The following is a 16,789-nucleotide window of genomic DNA, read 5'->3' as shown; positions in this document are numbered from 1 at the left end:
TGGAGCCATGGCCATCAACGAGTCCACAGAAGACGGTTTCTACGTGCAGGCTGATCAGCCGTACGAGCGGGACACCCGCTACATCGAGACCCGCATCACCCGCGACGGCGCCGACGGTTACCCGGTGGAACCCGGCCGCTACCGGCTGGTGGTCTCCTACGCCTGCCCGTGGGCCAACCGCACGATCATCGTGCGCCGGCTGCTCGGCTTGGAACGCGCCATCTCGATGGGCGTGTGCGGCCCCACCCACGACCAGCGGTCGTGGACCTTCGACCTCGATCCCGGCGGCGTGGACCCGGTGCTCGGCATCCCCCGGCTGCAGGATGCCTACTTCAAGCGCATCCCCGGCTATGAGAAGGGGATCACCGTGCCGGCCATCGTCGACGAACGCAGCGGTGCGGTGGTCACCAACGACTTCCCGCAGATCACCATCGACTTCGAGACCGAATGGGTCGACTTCCACCGGCCCGGCGCGCCGGTGCTGTACCCGGAGGATCTGCGCGCGGAGATCGACGAGGTGAACGCGCTGGTCTATCGGGACGTGAACAACGGCGTCTACCGGTGCGGATTCTCCGGTTCGCAGAGCGCGTACGGCGCGGCCTACGACCAGCTGTTCAGCCGCCTGGACTGGCTCTCGGAGCGCCTCGCCACCCAGCGCTATCTGGTCGGCGACACCATCACCGAGGCCGACGTCCGCCTGTTCACCACGCTGGCTCGCTTCGATCCGGTGTACCACGGCCACTTCAAATGCAACCGGCAGAAGCTGTCGGAGATGCCGGTGCTGTGGGCGTACGCCCGCGACCTGTACCAGACGCCCGGCTTCGGGGATTCGACGAATTTCGATCACATCAAGCGGCACTACTACGAGGTGCACCGCGACCTGAACCCGCTCGGCATCGTCCCCAAGGGCCCGGACCTGTCGAACTGGACCACCCCGCACGGTCGCGAGGCCCTCGGCGGCCGTCCGTTCGGCGACGGCGACGCCCCCGCCCCGCTCTCCAACACGGGACACTAGGTCCCAGCGCCCTCACCAGAGACGAAATCCCCTGGTGAGGGAATAGTCCTCCCGCCCCGTTGGTTGGAACTCCGTGGAATACAAGGAGGTCCGCGGAGTGGGGTTCAGGCGTAAGAAGGTCGGTTCGAGTCAAACATTCGCGGCCCTGGCGGTACCCAACTTCCGGATGTACGTCACCGGCGCCTTCGTGTCGAACATCGGCACCTGGATCCAGCGCGTCGCGCAGGACTGGCTGGTGCTGCAGCTCTCCGGCGGATCGGCGATGGCCGTCGGCATCACCACCGCCCTGCAGTTCCTGCCCGCGGTGCTCCTCTCACCGTGGGGCGGACTCCTCGCCGACCGCGTCGACAAGCGGAAGCTGCTCATCCTCACCCAATCGTGGATGGCGATCTCGGCCCTCGGGCTCGGCGCCCTCACCGTCGCCGGCGTCGCCGAGACCTGGCACGTCTATCTCTTCGCCTTCATCTTCGGTATCGGTGCGGCGCTCGACGCCCCCGCCCGGCAGGCCTTCGTCTCCGAGGTGGCCGGCCGCGAGCACCTGACGAACGCGATCGGCCTCAACAGTTCGTCGTTCAACGCCGCGCGACTGATCGGACCCGGCATCGCGGGCCTCACCATGGCCTCGGCCGGCGTCGGCTGGGCCATTCTGACCAACGCCGTCAGCTACCTCGCCTTCCTGGTGGCGCTCAGCATGCTGAACCGGAGCGAACTGTCCCGTTCGGAGCCCGTCGCACGTGCGAAAGGTCAACTGCGCGAAGGCTTCTCGTATGTGGCGCAGCGCGCCGACCTGCTCATCGCGCTCGGGGTGGCGTTCGCCGTCGGCACCTTCGGCATGAACTTCCAGATGACCAACGCGCTGATGGTGCGCGGCGAGTTCCACCTGGGCGCGGAAGCCTACGGGCTGCTCGGCTCGATCATGGGCATCGGTTCCCTCCTGGGCGCGCTGATCGCCGCGCGCCGCGGCAAAGTGCCCAGCCTGCGTTTCGTGGTGGGAGCGGCGACCGTCGTCGGCGTCATCATCACCGTCTCGGGCCTGGCCCCCAACTACCTCTGGTACGCGATCAGCCTGCCGATCACCGGACTCGTGGTCCTGCTGACCTTGACCGCCGCCAACATGTACATCCAGACCAGTGTCGATCCGCAGGTGCGGGGCCGGGTGATGGCGCTGTACATGACGGTGCTGATGGGCGGCACGCCGATCGGTGCGCCCCTGCTCGGATGGCTCGCCGAGATCTTCGGCCCCCGCGCCTCCCTGATCGGCGGCGGCCTCCTGCAGCTGTTGGTGATCGGTCTGGTGATCCTGCTGGTGCGCCGCCGTGCGGTTGCCGCCGCGCCGGTGTCGCAGGTCGACGAGGAGACCGACGTGGTCGACGTCGAACCCGCAGATCCCGATCCGGCAGACCCCGATCCGGCAGTCCCCGATCCCGTGGGCGTCAGCTCGTCGGAGTCCAGCCCAGCAGCACCGCCACGAGTGATCCTGCCAACACCACCGTCGCGACGACCAGTGCCCACGCGGTGACGATCACCACCAGCCACAATGTCCGCAGATAGACGGGCATGAAGGCGGCCAGCAGCGGCTGCCGGGTGGAGTCGGGTGTGATCCGGCCGGTGAACGAACCGACCAACCGGGCGGCCTGCCACAGGCTGCGCGGCCGCCAGATCGACGTGGGCCCGCTCGCGAGGGCGGCGATGTCCGCCAGTTCCGTGCCGGACCGCACGTCGGCGACGTAGTCGCGCGCCTGCGCGGTCAGGTGGTCCGGACGCTCGATGGCGCGGGTCAGCGGGGCGAGTCGACGGTGCACGAGCACCGGCAGCAGCACGGCGGGCAGGCACAGCAGCACCACGATGAGGATGCCGACCGGTACCCGCCACTGATCGGCGTGCCGCCACGACAGGACGCCCACGGTCATGGCCAGCAGTCCCAGGCTCGCGGCGAGCGCCGCGATGGTCAACAGCAGGGCGCGCAGCCCGCGGCCGGTGACGGCCAGGCTGCGCGCGAAACGGTCGGCCACCGTCCGGGAATCGGGCATGGCTCACTGTACCGACGCGACCGGCACCGGTAGCCTTGCGCGAGTGTCCGGAACCGTTGTGAACCCCGCCAGCCCGTCGAATCCCGCGCCGATCAAGTCGGTCAACGCCCGTCTCGCCGACGAACTCGGCGTCGCCGAAGGCCAGGTGGCCGCGGCGGTGAAACTGCTCGACGAGGGCTCCACCGTTCCGTTCATCGCCCGCTACCGCAAGGAAATCACCGGCAGCCTCGACGACGCGCAGCTGCGTCGTCTCGAAGAGCGACTGACCTACCTGCGGGAACTGGACGAGCGTCGGCTCGCGGTCCTGGCGTCGATCGAGGAGCAGGGCAAACTCACCGACCAGTTGCGGGCGGCCCTGATGACCGCCGACACCAAGGCCCGGATCGAAGACATCTACCTGCCGTACAAGAAGAAGCGGCGCACCAAGGCGCAGATCGCACGGGAGGCCGGCCTGGAACCGCTCGCCGACGCGCTGCTGGCCGATCCCACGCTCGTCCCGGATGAGGCCGCCGCGGCCTACCTCGGCGAGGACGTGGCCGACGCCGCCGCCGCTCTCGACGGTGCGCGCCACATCCTGATCGAGCGGGCCGGGGAGGACGCTGAACTGGTCGGCGCCGTCCGCGAGAAGTTCTGGGCCCAGGGCCGACTGGCGACCGCACCGAAGTCCGAGCAGATCGCCGCCACCCCCGCCGCGCAGAAGTTCCGCGACTACTTCGACTTCAGCGAGTCGCTGGAGACCATACCCAGCCACCGGGTGCTCGCCGTGCTCCGCGGCGAGAAGGAGGGCGCGCTCAGCCTGACCTTCGACGGCGGCGAGGACGAGGACTACATCACCCTGGTGGCGGCCACGCTGGGCATCGACCGCAGCGCACCGGGCGCGGCCACCGACTGGCTGGCCACCACCGCCCGCTGGGCATGGCGCACCAAGCTGCTGATCTCGGCCACCATCGACGCCCGCCTGGGCGTCCGCAGCCGCGCCGAGGAGCAGGCGGTCACGGTCTTCGCCACCAACCTGAAGGACCTGCTGCTGGCCGCCCCGGCCGGCACCCGCGCCACCCTGGGCCTGGATCCCGGCTTCCGCACCGGCGTGAAGGTCGCCGTGGTCGACGGCACCGGCAAGCCACTGGACACCGCGGTGATCTACCCGCACCAGCCCGCCAACAAGTGGGACCAGGCCAAGGCCGGTCTCGCCGCGCTGATCGCCAAGTACGACGTGGAGCTCGTCGCCATCGGCAACGGCACCGCCTCGCGCGAGACCGATGCGCTCGCCACCGAGCTGATCGCCGACCTGCGCACGGCCGGACGGGCCGCCCCGGCGAAGGCCGTCGTCTCCGAAGCGGGCGCATCGGTGTACTCGGCCTCCGAGTACGCCTCCACCGAGCTGCCCGACATGGACGTCTCCCTGCGCGGCGCGGTGTCCATCGCCCGCCGCCTGCAGGATCCGCTCGCCGAACTGGTGAAGATCGACCCGAAGTCGATCGGCGTGGGGCAGTACCAGCACGACGTGACCCCCGGCACCCTGGCCAAGAGTCTGGACGCGGTGGTCGAGGACGCGGTGAACGCCGTCGGCGTGGACCTCAACACCGCGTCGGTGCCGCTGCTGTCGCGCGTGTCCGGTGTGACACCGACCCTGGCGCAGGCCATCGTGAACCACCGCGACGGAGTGGGCGCCTTCGCCAGCCGCAAGGCGCTGCTCGACGTGCCGCGCCTGGGCCCCAAGGCGTTCGAGCAGTGCGCGGGCTTCCTGCGGATCACCGGCGGCGACGATCCGCTCGACGCCTCCGGCGTCCACCCGGAGTCGTACCCGGTGGTGCGCCGCATCCTGGACCGCACCGGCCTCGCCCTCGGCGAACTGATCGGCGACACCCGGACCCTGCGCACCCTGCAGCCCGCGGAGTTCGCGGACGAACGCTTCGGCGTGCCCACCGTCACCGACATCCTGAGCGAACTGGAGAAGCCGGGCCGCGACCCGCGTCCGGCATTCGCGACCGCCACCTTCGCACAGGGCGTGGAGAAGGTCGCCGACCTCAAGCCCGGCATGGTGCTCGAAGGCGTCGTCACCAACGTCGCCGCGTTCGGTGCCTTCGTCGACGTCGGCGTCCACCAGGACGGCCTCGTGCACGTCTCGGCGATGAGCGACAAGTTCGTTTCCGACCCGCACGAGGTGGTCCGCTCGGGCCAGGTGGTGAAGGTGAAGGTCCTCGAGGTGGACACCGACCGCCAGCGCATCGGCCTCACTCTGCGTCTGAACGACGAACCGGGCGACCGCGCCAAGCGCGGCGGTGGTCGGCCCGGCGGCGATCGGCCGGGCAACAACCCCCGGGGCGGTAAGCCCCACTCGGGCAACCGCCAGGGTGGCAACACGCGGGGTGGTGGCCGCCAGGGTGGGAATCGTCAGGGCGGCGGGGGACGCTCGGACAGCGCCGCCTCGGGCTCCATGGCCCAGGCATTGCGGGACGCCGGCTTCGGTCGCTGACCCTTTCGCGGTTTCGGCGCATTGGTACAGGTGTTCGAGTAGGATCGTCCTATGACGAACCGCACACTGCGCATGGCCATGATCACCGTCGACACCACCGACGCGCTCGCGCTGAGCGACTGGTGGCGCGACGCCTTCGACGCGACCGTTCTGCAGGAGAACGAGGGCTTCTTCGTGGTGCTCAGCCTGGGCGAGGGGATGCCGCTGCTGGCCTTCCAGCAGGTGGAGGACCCGGACGGCGTCGAAGGTCCGCTCAGTGCGGCCCCGGCCGATCGCGCCAAGAACCGGATTCATCTGGACCTGGTGGCCGACGACAGGTCGGCCGCGGTGGCCCGACTCCTCGATGCGGGGGCCACGCTGATCGCCGAGCGCGAGATGCCCGGTATGAGCTGGGTGACGCTCGCCGATCCGGACGGAAACCAGTTCTGCGTCGCCGCGGCCGCCGATCACTGACCGCCGGTTACAGGTCCTCGCTGGCGAGGTAGCGGCGACGCGCCGACAACAGCTGTACCTCCGGTCGCGACGCGGCGAGGCGTTCGACGGCGTCGAGCACATCGACCACGTGGGCGCGGTCGGCGCTCACCGCGGCGGCCCCGAGGCCGGCGCGCCGGTGCAGGTCACGGTGTTCCACCTCGGCGACCGAGACGTCGTACTTGCGGGCGATCTCGGCCACGATCGGGCGCACCACCGAACGCTTCTCTTTGAGCGAGTGCACATCGCCGAGCAGGAAATCGAGTTCTACAGTTCCAATCCACATACGGGTGCCGAGCCTAACGCACGCGGGCGCCCGTGGGATAGAGCTGTTTGGCGAGTGCCCGCTTGTCGGCGACCGCCGCGGCGACCTCGTCAGCGGTATAGCCGCCGGCGACGGGACGGTCGGGGATCGGATCGTCGCCGGACAGGATCGGCCAGCGGCTGCCCAGGTCGGCGAGCGAGGCGTGCTTGGTGCCGTAGTAGTCCGGTTTCGGGACGACGGCGACGCCGGAGTCGCCGGCCGCGGCGGCCAGCAGATGCGGGTGGAAGCGGGTGGACAGCCAGGTGGCGCCGTGCCCGGTCGGCAGGCCGTCCCGCCACACGTCGAGGAAGGTCCGGATCCGGGCGCCGTCGAGGCGATCGCCCATCAACGTCGGCACGGTCATGTCGTAGCCGGGGATGGCCTCGACCACGGTGACCTGCTCGGCAGGCACCGCCCAGGCGTCCAGGATCGCGGTCAGCAGGTCGGCGAGGGCCGCCGGACCGCTCGCCTCGCCGCGACGGAAGTCCTCGGTCAGGTCGCTCTGGGCACAGAGCACCACCTCGCCGCTCGGCGGTACGTCGGTGGGCTGCTGCAGGCGCGGTGACAGCCACGCATCGTCGCCGTGCCGGGTGGCCGTGGCGATGCCGTCGAGCAGTTCGAAGGACGGCCGATCCCGGACGTCGAACACGGTGAATTGCGCTGCGTCCGTGAGGAAACGGGTCAACGCCTCACCCTCGAGCGCCGGGACCAGGCCCTGCCCGGTGGCCACGGCGCGGGCACCGGTGACCCGGGAGACCTCGGCGATCGCCGCGACCAGGGCCATCTGATGCGGCCACACCCGGTTGATGTAGCCGCCGCCGACCAGGTGAATGGTCTTGGCGCGCAACAGCATCTCCACACCGGAACCCTCGGCGGGCGCCACCCCGAAGCGGCTCGCGGCCGCGGCCACCCACTCCCAGGGCCGCTCCGGATCGATGGCGGAGTCCTCCGGCGCCGAGTTCGCGTGGTGGGTCAACTCCCACAGGGTGTTGACGAAGATCGCCCGCGAATTGGCCTGCCGCAGAAGGAGATTCGCCGATCCGGGCCGACCGCAGTCGACGACCACGGTGGCCAGCGGACGGTGCCGCGCGAAGTAGCGCAGCCACGCCTCCATGATCAGCTCGTCGCCGTAATTGGGGTAGCCGGCCGGACCCACCAGGTAGATCAGGTCGTGGAACTCGAAGGCGCGCCGCGCCTGCCTGCGCAGCGTGGCCAGGCGAGAGGATGCAGTGTTCACGGTGGAGAAGTGCCGGTCAGTCCTCGGTGTCGCCGATGAGGGTGGCGACGTGATCGGGGACGAACTTGCTCAGCGAGCGGGGCGGCCGGACGTAGTTGCCCGACGACAGCGGCCGCTTGGGCAGCTTCACCACCGGGCTCGGCACGCTCGTGTACGGGATGGTGGAGAGCAGGTGCGCGATCATGTTGAGGCGCGCGGCTTTCTTGTTGTCCGACTCCACCACGAACCAGGGGCTGGCGGAGGTGTCGGTGTGCACCATCATCTCGTCCTTGGCGCGCGAGTAGTCCTCCCACCGGTAGATGGATTCCAGATCCATCGGGGAGAGCTTCCACTGGCGCACCGGGTCGTCGCGGCGGGCGCGGAACCGGCGGAGCTGCTCGGCGTCGGACACCGAGAACCAGTACTTGCGCAGCAGGATGCCGTCGTCGATCAGCATCTGCTCGAAGATCGGGGTCTGGCGCAGGAAGCGGGTGTGCTCCTCGGGGGTGCAGAAGCCCATCACCTTCTCGACGCCGGCGCGGTTGTACCAGGACCGGTCGAGCAGCACGATCTCACCGGGAGCGGGCAGGTGCGCCACGTAGCGCTGGTAGTACCACTGGCCCTTCTCCCGGTCGGTCGGCGCGGGCAGCGCGGCCACCCGGGCGACGCGGGGGCTCAGGTACTGGGTGATCCGCTTGATGGCGCCGCCCTTGCCCGCGGCGTCGCGGCCCTCGAAGATCACCACGACGCGTGCGCCGGTGGCGCGGACCCATTCCTGCAGGGCGACCAGTTCGGTCTGCAAGCGGAAGAGCTCGGACTCGTAGGCCTTCTTCGACAGCGAGTTCTTCGGCTGCGACTTCTTCTTGGTCTTTTCCTGCTTGCTCATAGCGTGATCCTAGTGTGCGGTGCGGGTAGGGAGAGGCGGACTGTTCTACAGTGCGTCGACGGCGGCGATCTCGGCCTGCAGCTCGGCCACCGAGGCGTCGATACGGGCGCGGGAGAACTCATTGATCTCCAGCCCCTCGACGATCTGCCAGTCGGTGCCGTCCGAGCGGACCGGGAACGAGCAGACGAGACCTTCGGGAACGCCGTAGACGCCCGGCGAGACGATGGCGGCCGACGTCCAGCTGTCACCCGCGGTGCCGAGTGCCCAGTCGCGCACGTGGTCGATGGTGCCGTTGGCGGCGGAGGCCGCCGAGGAGGCGCCGCGCGCGGCGATGATCGCCGAACCGCGTTGCGCCACCGTCGGAATGAAGTCGTCCACCAGCCAGTCGCGGTCGGCCGCGAGTGCCGCGCCGGTCAGCTCGCCCGCGCGGGCGTGGAAGATGTCCGGGTACTGGGTGGCCGAGTGGTTGCCCCAGATGGTGATGCCGCTGATCGCGGTCACCGGCACCTCGGCGCGCCCGGCCAGCTGCGCGATGGCCCGGTTGTGGTCGAGCCGGGTGAGTGCGGAGAAGCGTTCGCGCGGAATGTCGGGCGCGTTCCGAGCGGCGATCGCGGCATTGGTGTTGGCCGGATTGCCGACGACGGTGATGCGCACGTCGTCGGCCGCGACCTCGCCCAGCACTTTGCCCTGTGCGGAGAACACCGACGCGTTGGCCGACAGCAGATCGGCGCGCTCCATGCCCTTGGTGCGGGGCTTGGCGCCGATCAGCAGGGCCTGCTGCACACCGTCGAAGGCGGCGCGCGGATCGTCGAAGATCTCCACCGACGCGAGCTGCGGCAGGGCGCAGTCGTCGAGCTCCATCGCGATGCCCTCCGCGGCGCCCAGGGCGGCCGGCAGTTCGAGCAGGCGCAGGTGCACCGGCTGGTCGCGGCCGAGCATGGCGCCGGCGGCGACGCGGAAGAGCGCGGCGTAACCGATGGTGCCTGCGGCGCCGGTGACCGTCACCGTGACGGGCGGCTTGGTGAAGGCGGTGGAGTGGGTCGAGGAGGTGGGCATGTGAGCGCCTTTCGTCGGTCCCCGGCGGGAAAACCGGGGGCGGGGCTGGGTGCGGGCGAGTTCGGGCGTCAGTTCGCGCGCAGACGCAGACCCGCGTTCGGGTCGGCGTCGTTGGTGAGTGCGAGCTCGTTGCCGTCGATGCGGTAGGTCACCGAACCGCGCAGCGTGTCGAGGACGACCTGTTCCACGCGGGCGATCTCGGGCGGGCACGCCATCTTGGTGGCGGCGATCCCGCTGAAGGTGATCTTGTCGCCGGTCACCGTGGCGTTGCCGCGGAAGTTGTTGCAGCCGGTGGACCCGGAGACCGTGCCGTCGTCGGCCAGCCGGAGGTTCGGGGCGGAGTCCTCGATGGCGCGGGAGGACTCGACGGCCTGCTCGGTCACGATGGCGGTCACCGTCCAGGTGGTGCCGGTCAGTGCGGTGTTCGCGCGTTCGACGAGGGTCACCGCGCGGCGGGCGTCGCCCTCCCCGCGGCTGAGCGTGAGGGTGGTGTCGTCGGCGAGGGACCAGGTCAGCGGGCCGGACAGGAAGTCGGCGAGCCACGCGTCGGCCTGCTCGGCCGGACCAGGACAGGCCATCATCGTGGAGGCGAGCTGCCCGGGCGTCATCGTCGAGCCGTCGAAGGTCACCTCGCCCATGTGGCGATTGCAGCCCGCGGTGGCCGCGATCCGGCCGGGCTGGGGGAAGGTCAGTTCCATCGGACCGCCGCCGGGGATCGCCGGGCCGGTCACCTCGGTGGACAGATAGGTCTTGCCCACCAGCGCCGACGGCTCGGACTGGGCGGCGGCTTCGTCGGAACCGCATCCGGACAGGGCGGCCACGGCGACCAGCGCCAGCACCGCGTTCAGACGGAGGATTCTGCGGTAGGAGCTCACACAGACAACGGTAGTGCACTGACCCCATGCCCGTGTCGGCTCGACCCGCGTACGGTAGATCACGATTCGTACCCGGACGCCGTCCGTTCGGGGGTAGCCACGGCAAGGAGTTGGATAGTCACCGATGGGTAAGTTCTCGAACGCGATGTGGCGCATGCTCGGTGCGCAGGCGACGCGGAACCAGTCGAAGTCGGTGGCGATGATCGAAGCCTCGACCGCTCACGACGACTGGGCGCAGGCGCTGACCGACGACGAATTCGCTTCGGCCGCAGCCGAACTGGACGTCACCACCGAGAGCGGCCGCACACGGTTCCTCGCCTTGGCGCGGGAGGGCGGCACGCGAGCCCTGGAGATGACGCCGTTCGACGTGCAGTTGCAGGGTGCGCTGCGCATGCTCGACGGCGACGTGGTGGAGATGGCCACCGGTGAGGGCAAGACCCTGGCCGGCGCGATCGCCGCCGTCGGTTTCGCCCTGTCCGGGCATTCGGTGCACGTCATCTCGGTGAACGACTACCTCGCCGGTCGTGACGCGAAGTGGATGAAGCCGCTGTACGACCTGTTCGGCATCGACGTGGGCGCGCTGTCGGAGAAGGCGACCCCGGACGAGCGGCGCGCGGCCTACGGCTGCCCGGTGACCTACGGCTCGGTCAATGAGATCGGCTTCGACGTCCTCCGCGACCACCTGGTCCTGACCGCCGAGGCTCTCGTCGCGCCGGTGCCCGACGTGGCGATCGTCGACGAGGCCGACTCGGTGCTCGTCGACGAGGCACTGGTGCCGCTGATCCTGGCGGGCGCGACCCCGGCCGCCATTCCCAACAGCGCGATCTTCGACGTCGTCTCGCGTCTGAAGGCTAAGCACTACGACATCGACGCCGACGGCCGGAACGTCTCGCTCACCGAAGAGGGCGCGCAGCTCGTCGAGGCCACCCTCGGCGGCATCAATCTGTACGACGAGGAGCACGTCGGCTCCACCCTGGTGCACGTCAACGTCGCGCTCTACGCGTACTACCTGCTCGAACGCGACGTGGACTACATCGTCCGCGACGGCGGGGTGCACCTGATCAACGCTTCGCGCGGCCGCGTGGCCCGTCTGCAGCGCTGGCCCGACGGCGTGCAGGCCGCTGTCGAGTTCAAGGAGGGTCTGGAGCTGACCGAGGCCGGCGAGGTGATCGACACGATCACCGTGCAGGCGCTGATCGGCCGCTACCCGAAGGTCGCAGGCATGACCGGCACCGCCATCGCCGCCGGCGAGCAGTTCCGGCAGTTCTACGGCCTCGAAGTGTCCCAGATCCCGTCGAACGCGCCGAACATCCGCGAGGACGAGCCGGACCGCGTCTACGACACCAAGGCCAACAAGGTCGAGGCCGTCGTCGACTTCGTGGCCGCCACGCACGAGACCGGACAGCCGATCCTGATCGGCACCCACGACGTCGCCCAGTCCGAAGAGCTGGCCTACTTCCTGGAGCGCGCCGGGGTCACCGCGGTGGTCCTCAACGCCAAGAACGACGCCGAAGAGGCCGCGATCATCGCCGAGGCCGGCCGCAAGAACGCGGTGACCGTCTCCACGCAGATGGCCGGTCGCGGCACCGACATCCGCCTCGGCGGCTCGGACGGCGACGACGACGCGCGCGAGGAGGTCCTCGACCTCGGGGGCCTGTGCGTGGTCGGTACCGGTCGATACGACACCGAGCGGCTGGACAACCAGCTGCGCGGCCGCGCCGGCCGCCAGGGCGACCCGGGCCGGTCGGTGTTCTTCTCCAGCCTGGAGGACCCGCTGGTCACCAAGAACATCACCACGCTGCGCGAAGTGCAGGCCGACGCTCCGGACGGCCTCCTGGGACCCAAGGGCATCGAGACCGTCGAGCAGGCGCAGCGCATCGCCGAGGCCGCCATGCTGACCCTGCACTCGAACACCTGGAGCTACAACAAGCAGGTCAACGAGCAGCGCGAGTCGATCGTGCGACGTCGCATGAACGTGCTTAAGACCGACGCCGCCGCGCGCGACCTGGAGAAGGCCGAGCCCGAGCGCTGGTCCGAGCTCGCCGAAGACCTCGACGACGAGGTGCTGACCGAGGCGGCCCGCGAGATCGTGCTGTACCACCTGGACCGCGCCTGGGCCGATCACCTGGCCTACGTGGCCGACGTGCAGGCCAGCATCCATCTGCGGGCGCTCGGTGCGCAGAGCCCGCTGGAGGAGTTCCACAAGCTGATCTTCGGCGAGTTCGCCCAGATCGTCGACGAGGCCATGACCGCGGCGGCGGCCACCTTCCGCGAGGTGACGATCACCGCCGACGGCGTCGACCTCGACGGGGCCGATCTGCACCGCTCCACCATGACCTGGACCTACCTGGTCAATGAGAACCAGTTCTCCGCCGGTTCGCAGGCGATGCAGGGGATTGTGGGCATCTTCCGATGACCCGGGCACCCGGCCCGTCGGCACCGGCCGCCCCGCCGGAACCCGCCGACACGCTGTGGACGGTGCCCAACGCGCTCAGCCTGATGCGGCTGGCGCTGATCCCGGTGTTCGTCTGGCTCCTCATGGGTGCCGACTCGCCCGGCTGGGCGCTGGCGATCTTGATCGTCTCGGGGCTCTCGGACTGGCTCGACGGCAAGCTCGCCCGCTGGCTCGATCAGTCGTCCAAGATCGGTGCGCTGCTCGACCCGGCGGCCGACCGGCTGTACGTGATCGTGATTCCGATCTGCTTCGGACTCAAGGGCTACGTGCCGTGGTGGATCATCGGGCTGATCGTCGCGCGCGACGTGCTGCTGCTGGGCACCGCGCCGCTGCTCAAGAGCCGCGGCATCACCGCCCTGCCCACGCTGTACATCGGCAAGGCGGCCACGTTCGCGCTGATGAGTTCGTTCCCGTGGCTGCTCGGTGGGCAGATCGACGGGATCGTCGGCACCGTGGCCTTCCCGATCGGCTGGGCCTTCCTGATCTGGGGCGTCGGCATGTACCTGTGGACGCTGGTTCTGTACTGGATCCAGACGGTGCAGGTGGTGCGGACGCTACCCAGGGGGATGGCAGCGGCCGGCACCGCCGACCGATAGAGTTCTACGCGGCGTGCGCACAGCGCGTCGTCCGAGAAGCCGGGGCCGAGGCCCCGGACGCAGAAAGGTGAGACCGTGACTTCCACCCAGGTTCCCGCGGAACTGCGCTACACCGACGACCACGAGTGGCTCCGCAAGGTCGGACCGTCGACCGTGCGCGTGGGCATCACCGACTTCGCGCAGGATGCGCTGAACGACGTGGTCTTCGTGCAGCTGCCCGACGTCGACTCCGAGGTGACCGCCGGTGAATCGTTCGCCGAGGTGGAGTCGCACAAGAGCGTCTCGGACATCTTCGGCCCGCTGGCCGGCACGGTCTCGGCGACCAACGACGCCGTCGTGGACGCGCCGGAACTGGTCAACTCGGACCCCTACGGCGAGGGCTGGCTGGTGGAGATCACCGTCGCCGACGACGCCGATCTGGACGCCCTGATGGCCGCGCTTCTCGACGCGGACGGATACCTCCAGGTCATCGCCGACTGATCGGCGAGGAACCCGGCGCAGTAGAATTCCAACCATGCCCGATCGTCGGCGACTCGCTGACGGCGACGGGGGTGAACCGGTAGGTTCTCTGGGTAAGAGATCCTGCCCGCGAACGCACTCAACGGCGAGGAGTGTTCGCTGCCATGTATGTGCTTGACAGGACCGACCCAGGGTCGGCGAAGGAGTTGTGGTGAGCGGTAAAGACGACGGTTACGAAGCACCGGTGGAGACCACTTCGGTATTCCGTGAGGAGTTCATCAAGGAGATCGACGCGCCCGCGACGACTCCGGAAGCCGGTGAGACCGGTGTGGAGCGGCTGCTGCCCGGCACGGCCCTTCTGGTAGTCAAGCGCGGCCCCAACGCGGGCTCGCGCTTCCTGCTGGACCAGGCGACCACCTCGGCCGGTCGCCATCCCGACAGCGACATCTTCCTCGACGATGTGACGGTCAGCCGTCGCCACGCCGAGTTCCGCCTGTCCGGCAACGACTTCAAGGTGGTCGACGTCGGGAGCCTCAACGGCACCTACGTGAACCGTGAGCCGGTCGACGACGCCACGCTCACCAGCGGTGACGAGGTGCAGATCGGCAAGTTCCGTCTCGTCTTCCTGTCCGGCCCCCGCGCCGGAGAATAGGACTGCCACCTCCCGTGACAGCGAACGCTGCCCGCGCGGATTCCGCGCGCTCGGACGTCGGAAGCCGGTCGATGTCGATCGGTGCGGTCCTCACGCTTCTGCGCGAGGACTTCCCGGACGTGACCATCTCCAAGATTCGCTTCTTGGAGGCGGAAGGTCTGGTGACGCCCGAGCGTGCGCCGTCGGGCTACCGCCGGTTCACCGAATCCGACTGCGAGCGTTTGCGATTCGTCCTGACGGCGCAGCGCGACCGCTATCTGCCGCTCAAGGTGATCCGCGAGCAGCTGGATGCGATCGACGCCGAAGCAGCGGAGGGCCCGGGTGCGCGGCTGCTGTCGTCGGCCCGCAGCGCGGTGGCCCCGGCCACCGACTTCGCCACGCGGGGCGGTCGTGTGTCGCGGGAAGCGCTGATCGAGCGCACCGGCGTGGACAACGCCTTCATCAGCGAGCTGATGCGCAACAGCCTGCTGGCCTCCGGCCCGGGCGGTTTCTTCGACGAGGACGCGGTGCGGCTGGTGGAAGCCGCCGCTGCCCTCGCGAACTTCGGTTTGGAGACGCGCCACCTGCGCGCCTTCAAGGTGAGTGCCGACCGCGAGGCCGGTCTGGTCGCGCAGATCGCCGGCCCCATCGCCAAGGGCAAGGGGACCGGTGCGCGTGACCGCGCCGAGGAACTCATCCGGGAGATGGCGGCGCTGTCGGTGACGCTGCATACTCAACTGGTGAAGGCCGCGGTCCGCGGCGTCCTCGACTGAGTGCCTCGACCGAGCAGTGCGCAGTACAGGTAGAAAGGGCTGAACCATGGGTGAGATGCGAATCGTCGGGATCCGAGTGGAGGCCCCGCAGAACCAGCCCGTGCTGCTGCTGCGTGAGGCCGAAGGCGCTCGTTACCTGGCCATCTGGATCGGACAGAGCGAAGCGGCGTCGATCGCGCTGCAGCAGCGCGGTATCGAGCCGCCGCGGCCGTTGACGCACGACCTGATCGTGAATCTGTGCGCGGCGTTCGACCAGGAATTGACGCAGGTCCGCATCGTGGACATGCAAGAGGGCACCTTCTACGCCGAGATGGTCTTCAGCGGCGGTGCCGTGGTCTCGGCCCGGCCCTCGGATGCGATCGCCGTGGCGATGCGCGTCGGTGCGTCGATCGTCGCCAGCGAAGAGGTGCTCGACGACGCCGGCCTGTCGATGCCCGACGAAGACGGCGAAGCACCGGGCGAAGCCGCGAGTGACGACGATCTCGAAGCCTTCCGCGAGTTCCTCGACCACGTCTCGCCCGAGGATTTCCTCGGTCCCGAGTCCTGACGGTCACGGAACGGTCACTGCCCGGTCACCGTTGACCTACACCTCAACTTTAGGTTGAGGTTTGCCCGCGCGTCGCGTTGTTTCGTCGCCCCGCAGTCCCTAGTTTCAATGTCAACGCCGTCGCCAACTCGCGCGGCCGACACACTGAACCGATTCGGCGGAGTATCCTCGTTGAGAGGACTTCCACCGGTCCGATGTTGCGTGAGGGAGACACCGTGGGCGACCAGCCTTCTGATCCGCGTGCCGACGAGCAGAGCGTGCTCGATAAGCGAGTGACCGAACCCGTACAGGGCGGCCTCGACGAAGTGGCGCCGGGGCTGTTCCCGAACGACACCGTGCCCGACGAGCTCGTCGGGTACCGCGTGCCGAGTGCCTGCCAGATCGCCGGCATCACCTACCGCCAGCTCGACTACTGGGCCCGCACCTCGCTGGTGGTGCCGTCCATCCGCGGCGCGGCCGGTTCCGGCAGCCAGCGGCTGTACTCCTTCAAGGACATCCTGGTCCTCAAGATCGTCAAGCGACTGCTCGACACCGGCATCTCGCTGCAGAACATCCGCGTCGCTGTCGACCACCTCCGCCAGCGCGGCGTGGAGGACCTCGCCCGCATCACCCTCTTCTCCGACGGCACCACCGTCTACGAGTGCACCTCCGCCGAGGAGGTCGTCGACCTCCTGCAGGGCGGTCAGGGCGTGTTCGGCATCGCCGTCTCCGGCGCCATGCGCGAGCTCACCGGCACCATCGCCGACTTCCCGGGCGAGCGCGCCGACGGCGGCGTCACCGAGACCGCCCCGGAGGACGAGCTGGCCGCCCGCCGGAAGAATCGCACGCGTCGCACCGGATAGCTCCTCGGCCCCGGTGTGGGTAGACTGACGGCCACGTCGCTGAGCTGCGGGAGAGAGTCCCATCCGGGGCCGCCGAAGGAGCAACACCTCTCCGTCAAACTCTCAGGCAGAAGGACCGTGGCAACAGTCGGCGTCTCTGGAAAGTGACCGGTTCGTA

Annotated in this window: 17 protein-coding genes and 1 riboswitch; of the genes, 11 read left to right on the top strand and 6 right to left on the bottom strand. The window is 69.2% G+C overall.

Features of this window, described 5'->3' with window-relative positions; all coding sequences use genetic code 11:
- Positions 1-7 precede the first annotated feature (7 nt).
- Complete coding sequence (locus tag ABD989_RS10335) at positions 8-1,015, top strand: glutathione S-transferase family protein (protein ID WP_345313431.1); 1,008 nt, start codon at positions 8-10, stop codon at positions 1,013-1,015.
- A gap of 97 nt (positions 1,016-1,112) precedes the next feature.
- Positions 1,113-2,534 carry an MFS transporter gene (locus tag ABD989_RS10330; RefSeq protein ID WP_345313430.1) on the top strand — a complete coding sequence of 474 codons (1,422 nt, stop codon included), beginning with the start codon at positions 1,113-1,115 and terminating at the stop codon, positions 2,532-2,534.
- Here the strand turns inward: ABD989_RS10330 and ABD989_RS10325 are convergent.
- A complete protein-coding gene (locus ABD989_RS10325; protein ID WP_345313429.1) occupies positions 2,449-3,045 on the bottom strand; it encodes a hypothetical protein in 597 nt (198 codons plus the stop codon). The genes ABD989_RS10330 and ABD989_RS10325 overlap by 86 nt on opposite strands.
- On the opposite strand from ABD989_RS10325, the gene ABD989_RS10320 reads away from it, so the two are divergent.
- Both ABD989_RS10320 and ABD989_RS10315 read left to right on the top strand, forming a co-directional pair.
- Complete coding sequence (locus tag ABD989_RS10320) at positions 3,044-5,521, top strand: Tex family protein (protein ID WP_345313428.1); 2,478 nt, start codon at positions 3,044-3,046, stop codon at positions 5,519-5,521. The genes ABD989_RS10325 and ABD989_RS10320 overlap by 2 nt on opposite strands.
- Before the next feature lie 51 nt (positions 5,522-5,572).
- The gene (locus ABD989_RS10315) at positions 5,573-5,974 is read left to right on the top strand and encodes a VOC family protein (RefSeq protein ID WP_345313427.1); all 402 of its coding nucleotides are present in this window, start codon (positions 5,573-5,575) and stop codon (positions 5,972-5,974) included.
- A gap of 7 nt (positions 5,975-5,981) precedes the next feature.
- Here the strand turns inward: ABD989_RS10315 and ABD989_RS10310 are convergent, their stop codons facing one another.
- From ABD989_RS10310 to ABD989_RS10290, 5 genes are all read right to left on the bottom strand, one after another.
- Complete coding sequence (locus ABD989_RS10310) at positions 5,982-6,278, bottom strand: DUF503 domain-containing protein (protein ID WP_345313426.1); 297 nt, start codon at positions 6,276-6,278, stop codon at positions 5,982-5,984.
- A gap of 13 nt (positions 6,279-6,291) precedes the next feature.
- Positions 6,292-7,533 (bottom strand): polysaccharide pyruvyl transferase family protein, encoded by a 1,242-nt coding sequence (locus ABD989_RS10305; RefSeq protein ID WP_345313425.1) that lies wholly within the window; start codon positions 7,531-7,533, stop codon positions 6,292-6,294.
- A 16-nt stretch (positions 7,534-7,549) separates the two neighbouring features.
- Entirely contained in the window at positions 7,550-8,398 is an 849-nt protein-coding gene (gene ppk2 / locus ABD989_RS10300; protein ID WP_345313424.1) for a polyphosphate kinase 2, read from the bottom strand.
- A gap of 45 nt (positions 8,399-8,443) precedes the next feature.
- Positions 8,444-9,454: a malate dehydrogenase gene (locus ABD989_RS10295; RefSeq protein ID WP_345313423.1), complete on the bottom strand. Its 1,011-nt coding sequence runs from the start codon at positions 9,452-9,454 to the stop codon at positions 8,444-8,446.
- Positions 9,455-9,522: 68 nt separating this feature from the next.
- Positions 9,523-10,329, bottom strand: a complete 807-nt coding sequence (locus ABD989_RS10290) for an META domain-containing protein (protein ID WP_345313422.1) — start codon at positions 10,327-10,329, stop codon at positions 9,523-9,525.
- A gap of 124 nt (positions 10,330-10,453) precedes the next feature.
- Between ABD989_RS10290 and secA2 the strand changes: the two genes are divergently transcribed.
- From secA2 to ABD989_RS10255, 7 genes are all read left to right on the top strand, one after another.
- Entirely contained in the window at positions 10,454-12,745 is a 2,292-nt protein-coding gene (gene secA2, locus ABD989_RS10285) for an accessory Sec system translocase SecA2 (protein ID WP_345313421.1), read from the top strand.
- Positions 12,742-13,380, top strand: coding sequence for a CDP-alcohol phosphatidyltransferase family protein (locus ABD989_RS10280; protein WP_345313420.1), 639 nt, complete (start codon positions 12,742-12,744; stop codon positions 13,378-13,380). The genes secA2 and ABD989_RS10280 overlap by 4 nt, the downstream gene beginning before the upstream one ends.
- 75 nt (positions 13,381-13,455) lie before the next feature.
- Positions 13,456-13,860, top strand: a complete 405-nt coding sequence (gene gcvH / locus ABD989_RS10275; RefSeq protein ID WP_246996253.1) for a glycine cleavage system protein GcvH — start codon at positions 13,456-13,458, stop codon at positions 13,858-13,860.
- Positions 13,861-14,050: 190 nt separating this feature from the next.
- Positions 14,051-14,491, top strand: coding sequence for a glycogen accumulation regulator GarA (garA, locus tag ABD989_RS10270; protein ID WP_246996251.1), 441 nt, complete (start codon positions 14,051-14,053; stop codon positions 14,489-14,491).
- Positions 14,492-14,505: 14 nt separating this feature from the next.
- Positions 14,506-15,243, top strand: a complete 738-nt coding sequence (gene ftsR / locus ABD989_RS10265; protein WP_486327076.1) for a transcriptional regulator FtsR — start codon at positions 14,506-14,508, stop codon at positions 15,241-15,243.
- Between the two features lie 46 nt (positions 15,244-15,289).
- Positions 15,290-15,790, top strand: coding sequence for a bifunctional nuclease family protein (locus ABD989_RS10260; protein ID WP_246996249.1), 501 nt, complete (start codon positions 15,290-15,292; stop codon positions 15,788-15,790).
- A gap of 215 nt (positions 15,791-16,005) precedes the next feature.
- Positions 16,006-16,632, top strand: a complete 627-nt coding sequence (locus ABD989_RS10255; protein WP_425556518.1) for a MerR family transcriptional regulator — start codon at positions 16,006-16,008, stop codon at positions 16,630-16,632.
- A gap of 37 nt (positions 16,633-16,669) precedes the next feature.
- Positions 16,670-16,760, top strand: a riboswitch (glycine riboswitch).
- Positions 16,761-16,789: the final 29 nt, after the last annotated feature.

The organism is Gordonia alkaliphila (assembly GCF_039542465.1).
Lineage (GTDB): Bacteria > Actinomycetota > Actinomycetes > Mycobacteriales > Mycobacteriaceae > Gordonia > Gordonia alkaliphila.
This window is presented reverse-complemented; position numbering and strand designations above follow the sequence as displayed.

Bases quoted from the DNA above. Each gene is read 5' to 3' on its own strand.
- ABD989_RS10335 (WP_345313431.1), top strand. From the start codon at position 8: ATGGCCATCAACGAGTCCACAGAAGACGGTTTCTACGTGCAGGCTGAT.
- ABD989_RS10320 (WP_345313428.1), top strand. From the start codon at position 3,044: ATGGCTCACTGTACCGACGCGACCGGCACCGGTAGCCTTGCGCGAGTG.
- ABD989_RS10325 (WP_345313429.1), bottom strand. From the start codon at position 3,045: ATGCCCGATTCCCGGACGGTGGCCGACCGTTTCGCGCGCAGCCTGGCC.
- ABD989_RS10315 (WP_345313427.1), top strand. From the start codon at position 5,573: ATGACGAACCGCACACTGCGCATGGCCATGATCACCGTCGACACCACC.
- ABD989_RS10310 (WP_345313426.1), bottom strand. From the start codon at position 6,278: ATGTGGATTGGAACTGTAGAACTCGATTTCCTGCTCGGCGATGTGCAC.
- ppk2 (WP_345313424.1), bottom strand. From the start codon at position 8,398: ATGAGCAAGCAGGAAAAGACCAAGAAGAAGTCGCAGCCGAAGAACTCG.
- ABD989_RS10295 (WP_345313423.1), bottom strand. From the start codon at position 9,454: ATGCCCACCTCCTCGACCCACTCCACCGCCTTCACCAAGCCGCCCGTC.
- secA2 (WP_345313421.1), top strand. From the start codon at position 10,454: ATGGGTAAGTTCTCGAACGCGATGTGGCGCATGCTCGGTGCGCAGGCG.
- ABD989_RS10280 (WP_345313420.1), top strand. From the start codon at position 12,742: ATGACCCGGGCACCCGGCCCGTCGGCACCGGCCGCCCCGCCGGAACCC.
- ABD989_RS10260 (WP_246996249.1), top strand. From the start codon at position 15,290: ATGGGTGAGATGCGAATCGTCGGGATCCGAGTGGAGGCCCCGCAGAAC.